This is a genomic window from Zymomonas sp. (assembly GCF_020216885.1).
Taxonomy (GTDB): Bacteria; Pseudomonadota; Alphaproteobacteria; order Sphingomonadales; family Sphingomonadaceae; genus Zymomonas.
This window is the reverse complement of record NZ_JAIWON010000099.1, coordinates 1-10,235: the sequence shown is the minus strand read 5'-3', so window position 1 is coordinate 10,235 and position 10,235 is coordinate 1. Positions and strand designations below refer to the sequence as shown.

Here is a 10,235-nt window from a genome sequence, read left to right as displayed (position 1 = left end):
CACCGGAACAGGCGATAGAGGAACCGGTAGGAACTGTATCCATAGGATATTCTGTCGCAACACGAATGCGGCGATCACCTTCCTGCGTAACAGAAGTAATCTCGCCAATATCGGTAACAATGCCGGTGAACATGGGGTAAGCTCCGTTCCTATGAAGGGTAATAAAATTATTTTATATATTGTTTTTTGGTAAATTTATTTTGTTGTAAATAAGCCCATTTTTATATTCGTAAATAGGCTTCCAACTGGTCATTGCCAAGCATTCTTCTCTCTTTGAGATGCCAACGATGATGCGCTTCGGATAAATGCGTTAATCCAATATCAGCCAAGGCATGTAAGCCTTTACCAATGAGGATAGGGGCGCGATACAGTAATACCCGATCAACCAGATCGGCCTTTAAAAAAGCGGCGGCTGTCTTTGCTCCGCCTTCAATCAGAACATGATCGGCAGCTGTTTTGATAACATCTGTGGGTTCTCTTAATCCAATCCAGCCGCAAGGGACTTTACCATGCCCTAAAACCGCTTTTTGCGGTGAGCGATCGCCTAACCCTTGTAAGCGAACATTGAGAGAGGGCTTATCAAATTCCAGTGTTTTTCGACCGACAACAATCAGCTCTGACCGCATTCTCTCCAGATGGGCATGCGCTCTCGCTCTTTCTCCGGTAATCCACTGGCTTTCGCCATTTTCTAACGCGATACAACCATCAAGCGAAGTCGCCATTTTTAACGTAACATAAGGCCGCGCTTTAAGTTGACGACTGAAAAAACCAGACATGGATTGCGCCGCCTGCTTCTCAAGAAGACCACACTCCACTTTGATACCAGCCGCGACCATTTTGGAAATGCCTTGGCCATTGGTTCGGGGGTCGGGATCACGACAGGCAATAACGACTCTTTCAGGATGGGCTGCAACCAAACTATCGCTACAGGTTGGGCCCCTGTTACTTTTATGGGCGCAAGGCTCCAAAGTAACATAAACAGTCGCCCCATTCAGATCTTGACATTGTGATAAAGCCATCGCCTCCGCATGAGGCCGTCCGCCTGATTGTGTCCAGCCACGTCCGATGATCTGATTATCTTTATTGACAATAATACAGCCGACAGAAGGCGAGGGGGCAGTCAGACCTTTACTTCTTTCGCCAAGGGCGATGGCGGCTTGCATCCAGCGGATATCATTTTCAAGATGGGTCAAATTGACAGCCTGCTTTTCAAATATGTGGCTCTAGTTTTTTGTCGAATAGCCTAACACATGGCCAAATTCACGCCAGCGCTTGCGAGATTCCTCTTGTCTGGCCTCGAGTTTTTTTTGATCTTCGAGATTTTTAGACTGAATTTCGGCATCGCTACGTGCACCATTGATATTTTGGACAAAGATAATTTCAGGATCCGGCTTTTCTATCTTTGAGCTAAAAAACATCATGGAAACCATGCCCCCCGTCAAGGCAAGCGAAAGGATGGCTATCACTGGCCGGATATGCCCATGATTTCGGATAAATGCGTTTATATCCTGCCATAAAATAGAAATTTTGTTTCGAACCATATCCGGTAATTTATAGGCTTCCTGAAAAATCACCAGCCCTGCTTTTGCACAAATAATTGAGAACAGAAAAAAAGATTATTTTGGTATAATTTTCCAAAATGAGAAATTATCTTCATAATGGTTAAGTTGTATTTGGATATTCCCCCTTGAAAGTGGCATATCTCATAGAAATATGCATTGTATATATCTGTAATTTTGATGAGGAATAACGGGCGTGAGAATAGCCCTGCTAGATGATGATCTGGAAACGGCTGCTCAGTTAAATGCAATTTTGACTGAAGCGGGTTACGACTGTCGCTCTTTCCATAAAGGCTATGCCCTTTTAAGAATGCTGCGCAGTGAAACGGTTGATTTATTATTACTTGATTGGAATGTGCCTGATTTTTCAGGGATTGAAATCATAGAATGGGTCAATAAACATTGCGATCCGAAACCGCCTATTCTGCTTTCAACGGCCAGAACGGCGGCGGAAGATATTGTTACTGGCCTGAATGCCGGAGCAGATGATTATCTGGTTAAGCCCGTTCAGCCTGAAATCTTGCTGGCTCGGGTAAAGGCCGTTTTGCGGCGTAGTTATCCAACGCCACCGTCAGATGGTATTGAACATTACGACGATTATACCTTTGATGTTTCAAGAGAGCAGGTATCTCTAGGCAATACGCTTATTCCGATGACATCAAAGGAGTTCACGCTTTCTTTGTTGTTATTCCGTAATCTGCACCGGCCATTGTCGCGGGGATATATTTTTGAAACCCTTTGGGGACGAAATCCAGATTTACCGACCCGAACGCTTGATACCCATATCTCAAAAATCAGAACCAAACTTAATTTGAGACCGGAAAATGGTTATCGATTAGCGCCTGTTTATGCCTATGGTTACCGTTTGGAACGGCTAGCTGAAAAGAAAGCCATCGCTGCAGAAGTTGTTCGGTAAAGAATGTTTTGGAAGCGCGGAAGCCTCCGGCCTTTTCTGTTGGGCTGTGCACTTCTGTTTTTAGGAAGTGGCCATAGCGAAAAGGCTGTAGCCGCGCATTTCGAAAATCATCAATCCGTTGAATATATTGTTGAGCAAGGCGACACGCTTTATTCCATTGCTCAGCGCTATTTTGACAGAATAAGCGATATGGAAGCTATTGCGAAGCGGGCTGGCGTTCCCTTAAGTCAGCCTTTGCATGCAGGGTTCCATCTAAATATTCCCAAAGCGTTTTTGCGGCGTGAAATTTCTACCGCTGTTGTTTCCCATATTTCGGGTCCCGTTACTCTTTTTATTCATGGTAAAAGAGGAACTCTGCAACAAGGCCAGCCCGTTACCGAGCAAATGACTATTGAGACGGGTTCGTCAGGCTTTGTAACCCTCCTCTTGCCGGATGGTTCGCATGTCAGCATGCCTTCTATGAGCCAGATTACCATCACACGTCTGCGTAAAGTAGCTTTGACCGGAGCAGTTGAGCGATCATTCAAATTGGAAGCAGGGCATATCCGCGTCCATGCGACGCCTTTATTCCGTTCTGACAGCTATTTCCATATCGCAACACCATCCTCCCTGACGGCTGTCAGAGGGACTGATTTTCGTGTCCACTATATCGAAAATAGCAAGACTCATAAAAAAGAGAATATCGTCGAAGTATTAGAAGGTTTGGTCACAACTGATAATCATAAAATAGTTTATGCGGTTCCCGGAGGATATGGTACCAATTCAATAGAAAAGCTTGATTTTCCTTTGAATACGCCGCCCAGTCCTTCAAACCGTTTAACCATTCTTCGTGACGCTGAGCCTGATATTTTCTTAAGAAAAATGCCGACGGCTTCTGTTTATCATGCTGAATTGTCCAAAGATCCAGATTTCTCTGATTTGCTTTCTGAAAGCTGGCTCGATAATACAGACGTTAAATTACAAGGATTAAGCGACGGACATTATTATTTGCGGCTTTCTGCTGTCGATAATCATGATCTTGAGGGTGAGGAAAAAGTTTTTCCTATTGATCATAAAACCGGCCATCTCGAGGCTTCTGCTTATTCTTTCTCTGAGGGGGCAGTTTTCCAATGGAAAATACCAGATAATGAAGTAGTTATTAGTCGTTTGCAGGTTGTCGCTAGTAAAATCAGTGAAACTGCTATCCCTATTGTAGATCAATTAGGGGGTAAGACAGGGCTTGTAAAAATTTCCTCTTTGCCGGAAGGGGATTATTCCTGGCGTATTATTGCAGCATGGCCAGCAGGAGGGCAAATTATATTGCCTTTTCGTAAGTTGCATATTTCAGGAAATAACCCGATGAAAAAAAATGAATGATGTTTTTGACAGTCTGAATACAGAGCACACTGCACGAATAGAAACTGAATTAAAAAATACACTAGTTTTTGAATGGTCTCTATTGGCTCTTGCAGCTACTTTGGCCGTGGTGGTCATCAGCTGGGCTGGGATGACCTCGCAGTTGGATCTCTTTTTCTACGATACCGTTGTAAGGTTGGGATGCCACAAACCTGACCCTTCGGTTCTTATTGTCAAAATTGACGACAATGCTTTAAAAACCATAGCACCTTGGCCATGGTCTCCCGATAAACATGCTAAATTTATTAAACAATTGGATGCCGGACATCCTTTAGAAATAGGATATAATGTCCTGTTTCTTGATCCTTCAGAATCCCAAGCAACAGAAAATTTATCGAAGACCTTAAAGGCCAGTAAAACACCGATATTTTTACCGATGTTGGTTGAATCTGGTAATCACAACAAGAAAACGGTTGCTGTTCTACCCTTGCTGGCACCCTCTGCGACCAATGTTGGGCATGTGAGTGTCCCTTTTGATCGGGATGGAATGGTGCGTCGTTATTGGCCTGCCTTGACGGCAAAGGGGCGCTACTGGCCTGCCTTGGTCGAACTAATGGATAATCCTAAAAAGGTTTATTCCGAAGCTGATTTACGTGAAAAGCTATTTTCTTTCGATGGTCCCCGAAATCGCTTTCCTGTCATTTCTGCGGCTGCCATTTGGCGTAACGAGGTGCCTCCAGAATTTTTAACCGGTAAAAGAATTTTGGTCGGTGTGACAGCATCCGGTTTTGAATATTTACATCCGACGCCTTTCGGGGTGATGTCCGGTGTCGAAATTCAAGCCAATATTTTGGATACCTTGCTTCATGATCGGACAATCCATGAAGCTAGTGACATTACTAAGCTGATTGTTGCACTGGTATCTCTATGGATCTTGCTTATTGGGTTTCGTTTTTTATCGCCAAGGGCAACGATATTATTGACTGTTACCCTTGGGGTAGGGGTGCCGCTCTTATGTGCGGCTTTATTCCTGTTTTTTAATTATTGGTTCCCGCCTATTACATCTGTTGTCGGGGTGGCGTTTACCTATCCTTTTTGGGCATGGAGCCGCTTAGCCAGTCTTAGTAAATATTTTTCTGATGAATTAGAAAAATTATTAAGTGATTTCCCAGAAGAACAAAGACAGAAATTGCCCGATATTACCGCAACTGACCCATTAGAATATAAAAAGCAACTTTTAAAACTGGCTATTTCTCGCATTGTTTTTATGCGTCGTTTTATTGCTGATAGTTTATATTATTTGCCTGATGTATTTTTTGTGACCGATAAAGATAACAATATCGTTTTATTAAACAAAGCGGCTGAAAATCTAACGGCAGAATTGGGCGCTCAATATCATTACAGAATGCCGATTTCGACGATATTAAATCATCTACATAATGAAGAAGGCCATCGGATTGATTTCGATCAAGTCCGTAATAATGAGATCAATAGCCAATGTTACGCTGAAAATGGTCGAGCTTTTGATCTGCGGATTGCGGCTTGTCGTCGGGTTATTAACCAGCCCGATGGATGGCTTATTATGTTGATTGATATTAGTGCCGTTAAATCTGCCGAAGAACAGCGTCAGCGTATTTTGCATCTTTTAAGTCATGATATGCGGTCGCCACAAATCTCTATTCTGGCCTTGATTGACCGTTTTTCTCGGACATCCTGTAGTAAGGAAAAAGAAGCGCAAGAAATCATTACCAAGATTTCCAATTATGCCCGCCGGACATTGGGATTGGCGGATAACTTCACCCGTCTAGCACAGGCAGAAGCGCCTGAATATCAATGGATGGATGTTGAAATTGAAGGCGTGATGACCAGCGCAGTCGATGAATTATGGATACAGGCCAATAAGCGCCAGATCAAAATCACGCTTAATGATTGGGAAGAACCTTTATTCGTCGAAGGTGACCCAGCTTTATTAGAGCGAGTATTTATCAATTTGATAGATAACGCGGTAAAATACAGCCCTGATGAAAGCACCGTTTCTTGCACAGTGAAGAAAAAGGAAGATCAGGTAGAAATTGCTATCTGCGACCAAGGAATTGGGATGGATCAAGAACAGATAGAAGCTCTGTTTCGTCCTTTTCGTCGCGCCTCAACAGGCCCCGCTGCCAAGATTTCAGGTATCGGTTTAGGTCTAGTCTTCGTTAATAAGGTTATTTTGCGCCATCATGGTCATATAGACTGTAGAAGCACCCCCGGAAAGGGAACATGCTTTATTGTAACCTTGCCGCTGTTGGTTGATCCTGAATAGCTTTCTCTGCTGTCCCTCTAGAATGTTTTTTGAGGACAGCACAGAAGGCGGCAGCCATATCGGTTGAGATCTGTTGATCGGTATTGATATGCCAGATTTTAGACCCTGTAATAGAGTAATTCCTTGAGTTATCAGTGGCATGAGGTGGAATGAAAAGCCATGTCATATCGCTTTGCCACATGACATTCTTTCCTGAAAGCCTATATAGTTTTCGGGTGTTTTTACCCTTTATGTTGATGAATTGCGGATGTTGGGCATAGCTAACGGCAATTTGCCAGACATCCACATCCTTCATTTCATCGTTGGCGGCTTTCCATCCCAATGAAAATAGACAATTTGTTATAAGATGGGGCGGCGAGGCTTCTATAAGGCGAAAATAGCCTGCTCTAGCGGGCTTTCCGTGCGGTTTAATTGAAAAATCAGTCGCAATGGCAGGTTTATAAAGGCAAAGGCTAAGTACAAAAAGGCAAATAAATCGTCGCATGCTGAAGAGAATGGCATTATCGCTAACCATTCCCAAGATAGATATTTGCCCATTTTGCATAAGAAATATTTTATTTCATAAAGCTCGCTAAATCAGGAATATGCCTATGCTCTGTCGTGATATAACTGACTTGGCCAGTGCTAGCCTGCATAATAAGACTTTGGGTAACTGAAACGCCGCGCAAATCCTTATAGACACCTCTGATAAGGGAGCCATCGGTTACGCCGGTTGCAGCAAAAATCGTATCGCTTTTTGCAAGGTCATGCAGTTTATAAACACGATTAAGGTCTTCTATTCCGCAGCGATGCGCTCTGTGCCGTTCGTCATCATTCCGAAAAAGGAGGCGGCCTTCAAATTGTCCACCGATACAGTTCAAAGCAGCGGCGGCAAGGACGCCTTCAGGCGCGCCACCAACACCCATATATATATCAACATTGCTGCTTTCGCGGGCTGTTGCGATGACCCCTGCAATATCGCCATCTTCGATAAGAATGGTTGAACAACCGATTTCATGCAATTCTGAAATGATTTTTTGGTGACGCTGGCGTTCTAGAATACAAACCCGAATGTCTTTGGGTTCAACCCCCTTCGCTTTGGCCAAGGCCTGTATGTTTTCTATGGGGGGCTTTTCAACACTGACCAAACCGGCTTCATATCCGGGGCCTATGGCGACCTTTTCCATATAAACATCAGGGGCATTTAAAAGGCTTCCCTTGGGGGCAATCGCTAAAACTGCAATGGCATTGGCACTGCCATTGGCGGCTAAGGTTGTGCCTTCCAAGGGATCTAAAGCAATATCAATGGAGATATCATCGGCACCCATTCGGCCAACTTCTTCGCCGATATAAAGCATCGGCGCCTGATCTCGTTCACCTTCTCCGATAACAACGGTTCCGTTAATCGACAATTCGTTAAAGGCATCTCTCATGGCTTTGACAGCGGCGGCATCTGCAGCTTTTTCATTCCCATGTCCTACCAATCGGGAAACGGCCAAAGCCGCCGATTGGGTAACATAGGCCATGTCATGCGTCAGAGCAGGGTTTAGTCTTTCATTCTCTTGTCTAGCCATGAGTATCCGCTTTCTCTGACCTTAAAAATTATATAAGAATCCAGCCGAAACAAGTTATAAATGAACCTGATAAAGCGATGCTGCCTAACGAATAGTTGCCATCATCTTATAATGATTTATTCTATATATTAAGAATATCCATTATAACAGGCGCCGATTTTATTTCAGCAAGCCCCTTGAAAGCCTTTACAAGATTTTCGATGGCTTCTGATGCGCATGATTTTGTTACCAAAATGACATCAGATGTTTCTTGATCCTGTCCTTCTTGCTGATTCAGGCTTTCTAAGCTGATATCAGCATCCGCCAGAAGGGTCACAACTTTTGAAACCGCTTGGGCAGTGTTCGCAATGGACAAACGGATATAAACGCTTTGCTTGTCGCTATCCGCTTTATCGGTATCCGCCTTTTCAAGATATTGAACCGGAATCCCGAATGGCGTCGCATAGCCACCGCGGGCAATATCGACTAAATCAGCGACAACGGCTGAGGCCGTGGGGCCTGCACCGGCGCCGGCACCTTCAAATAACAAACGCCCGACTTGATTGCCTTCAGCAACGACAGCATTAAGCGAGCCATCCGCTTGGGCAAGCGGATGATGACAAGGAACAAGGCAAGGCGAAACTTTTTGGAATAAACCTTGGGTATTTTTTTTAGCCTGCCCAATAAGACGAATTTTATAACCCATCTGAGCCGCTTTTTGCATATCGCTCAAGGTGACTGTCTGGATTCCAGAAGTCTTGACCGAATCGAAATCGAGTTTTGTGCCAAAGGCTAAGGTTGATAAAATAGCCAGCTTATGGGCAGCATCAATGCCTTCGATATCAAAGGTCGGATCGGCTTCTGCATAACCCAAGGCCTGTGCTTCTGCCAAAACATCTTCAAAACCGCGTTTATCCTTTTCCATCGTGGTCAGGATAAAATTGCTGGTTCCATTTAGGATACCAAAAATTTGGCTGATTTCGTTGGCTGCTGCGCCTTCTTTGACCCCTTTGATAATTGGAATGCCGCCTGCGACGGCCGCTTCATAGGCAAACGGAATCTGGGAAGATTCGGCTAATTCGGCCAATTCCATACCGTGATGTGCGATCATCGCTTTGTTCGCGGTAATAAGAGCAATGCCTTTTTTTAGGCAAGCCCGAGCCAATTCCAAGGCAGGGCCTTCTGATCCACCAATTAACTCGATGACTAGATCGACATCATCTCTTTTCGGGAGATCAACAACGTCATCAACCCAGTCATATCGAGACAGATCAATACCACGGTCACGATTTTTATTGCGCGCCGATATAGCGATAACTTCAATTTTGCGGCCTGTTCTGCGTTCGATCAGATCGGCATTATCTTTCAATAATTTCAATACGCCACAACCGACCGTTCCCAAGCCGGCTAATGCTACTCGCAAGCCCTGCACCATATATATCCCATAAATTTTGCCTGTTAGCTGTTACTTGCCCTGACCGCGTTGTTATTTCAAGCGTGATACGCTTAGGAAGCTCTTTAAATAAAGAAAATCGGGGTTAAAATCGGGAAATAAGGTAATTGCGCTTTAAGGAAACGAGAAGGCGACTCTATTGGTGTTTGCGCTCTTTGATCATTTGAACAATTTTTATTCTGTCATGCTGACCTACAGCCTGTCTTTTTTTTTAGGTGGCCTGATAGGGCTGGAACGTCAAATCCATCAAAGAATTGCCGGATTAAGAACCAATATACTGGTTGTCTTGGCCACCACTTCTTTCGTTAATTTATGTATGCGAATGGGCACAACGGCAGACGCTATCAGGGTTATTGCGGCTGTCGTTTCTGGCACCGGATTTTTGGGGGCGGGCGTCATTATGAAAGATGGCATGAATGTCCGTGGGTTAAATACAGCGGCCACTATTTGGTGTTCGGCAGCCGTTGGCACTTGTGTTGGAATCGGTCAATATGCGGTTGCTAGCTTGCTAACGGTTTTTGTTATTTGCGGTAATACCTTGCTGCGCCCATTGGTAAAATGGATAAATCATTTACCTATTTCCAAATCAGAGCCGGATGCCGCTTATAATTTGATGATTATCGTCGATAAAAAATACCTATTAGAAATACAAAAAAGAATTTTAGAAAAAATAGCAGCTCTTCGATATCAAATTGAATCGGTTCAATTAGAAAATTGTGACGATCAACATTCTGAAATGACGATTCATTTTGATCATAATGTCACCGAATCCCGAGAATTAGCTGATTTGGCTAGCGAAGTAGCCTTATGGAAAAATGTGAGACATGTGACTTGGCATAATGATTTATAAGGCAGTCTAGCGTTATTTGTTTTTATTAAAAAATAGTATTTTTTAGATTTTTAATTTTAAAATTATCTAAAATATTTTGCTGTAATTTTGTGATCTCCTCGGGTGATAAGGGTAATATATCGCTTCATAACATGTTAAGGTCATCAAGAAGACGTATAAAGACAGACTATAAGCTACTGAAAAATTGACGGTAAATTTTATAGGCCTAATCTGCTGAAATAGCTGTCTCGCCTAGTGAACGGAGCAAAAAATGACATCAGGTCCATTAGAAGCACTGGAAAATGA

At 43.6% G+C, this 10,235-nt stretch carries 9 protein-coding genes and 1 pseudogene; 4 read left to right on the top strand and 6 right to left on the bottom strand.

Translation table 11 applies throughout. From position 1 onward, the window contains the following. The 3 genes and pseudogenes from LDL18_RS05400 to LDL18_RS05390 form a co-directional block, all read right to left on the bottom strand. A pseudogene (locus tag LDL18_RS05400) lies at positions 1–133 on the bottom strand (riboflavin synthase); the annotation flags it as partial. A gap of 88 nt (positions 134–221) precedes the next feature. Then, positions 222–1,193: a bifunctional diaminohydroxyphosphoribosylaminopyrimidine deaminase/5-amino-6-(5-phosphoribosylamino)uracil reductase RibD gene (gene ribD, locus LDL18_RS05395; RefSeq protein WP_296507543.1), complete on the bottom strand. Its 972-nt coding sequence runs from the start codon at positions 1,191–1,193 to the stop codon at positions 222–224. A gap of 30 nt (positions 1,194–1,223) precedes the next feature. Then, positions 1,224–1,574 carry a hypothetical protein gene (locus LDL18_RS05390; RefSeq protein WP_296507541.1) on the bottom strand — a complete coding sequence of 117 codons (351 nt, stop codon included), beginning with the start codon at positions 1,572–1,574 and terminating at the stop codon, positions 1,224–1,226. Between the two features lie 181 nt (positions 1,575–1,755). Between LDL18_RS05390 and LDL18_RS05385 the strand changes: the two genes are divergently transcribed. Genes LDL18_RS05385 through LDL18_RS05375 form a run of 3 tightly spaced genes read left to right on the top strand, consistent with a single transcriptional unit; the run spans position 1,756 to position 6,115 of the window. Further along, positions 1,756–2,475, top strand: coding sequence for a response regulator transcription factor (locus LDL18_RS05385; protein ID WP_296507539.1), 720 nt, complete (start codon positions 1,756–1,758; stop codon positions 2,473–2,475). A gap of 39 nt (positions 2,476–2,514) precedes the next feature. Continuing rightward, positions 2,515–3,831, top strand: coding sequence for a FecR domain-containing protein (locus LDL18_RS05380; RefSeq protein ID WP_296507538.1), 1,317 nt, complete (start codon positions 2,515–2,517; stop codon positions 3,829–3,831). After that, positions 3,824–6,115 (top strand): CHASE2 and HATPase_c domain-containing protein, encoded by a 2,292-nt coding sequence (locus tag LDL18_RS05375; RefSeq protein WP_296507536.1) that lies wholly within the window; start codon positions 3,824–3,826, stop codon positions 6,113–6,115. Before LDL18_RS05380 ends, LDL18_RS05375 begins: the two co-directional genes overlap by 8 nt. Here LDL18_RS05375 and LDL18_RS05370 read toward each other — a convergent pair. The 3 genes from LDL18_RS05370 to LDL18_RS05360 form a co-directional block, all read right to left on the bottom strand. Further along, positions 6,078–6,410, bottom strand: a complete 333-nt coding sequence (locus LDL18_RS05370) for a hypothetical protein (RefSeq protein WP_296507534.1) — start codon at positions 6,408–6,410, stop codon at positions 6,078–6,080. The genes LDL18_RS05375 and LDL18_RS05370 overlap by 38 nt on opposite strands. A 259-nt stretch (positions 6,411–6,669) precedes the next feature. Continuing rightward, entirely contained in the window at positions 6,670–7,668 is a 999-nt protein-coding gene (gene glpX / locus LDL18_RS05365) for a class II fructose-bisphosphatase (protein ID WP_296507533.1), read from the bottom strand. A gap of 121 nt (positions 7,669–7,789) precedes the next feature. Then, positions 7,790–9,082 (bottom strand): homoserine dehydrogenase, encoded by a 1,293-nt coding sequence (locus LDL18_RS05360; RefSeq protein WP_296507532.1) that lies wholly within the window; start codon positions 9,080–9,082, stop codon positions 7,790–7,792. Positions 9,083–9,242: 160 nt separating this feature from the next. Between LDL18_RS05360 and LDL18_RS05355 the strand changes: the two genes are divergently transcribed. Beyond that, positions 9,243–9,950: an MgtC/SapB family protein gene (locus LDL18_RS05355; protein WP_296507531.1), complete on the top strand. Its 708-nt coding sequence runs from the start codon at positions 9,243–9,245 to the stop codon at positions 9,948–9,950. The last annotated feature ends 285 nt before the right edge of the window (positions 9,951–10,235 follow it).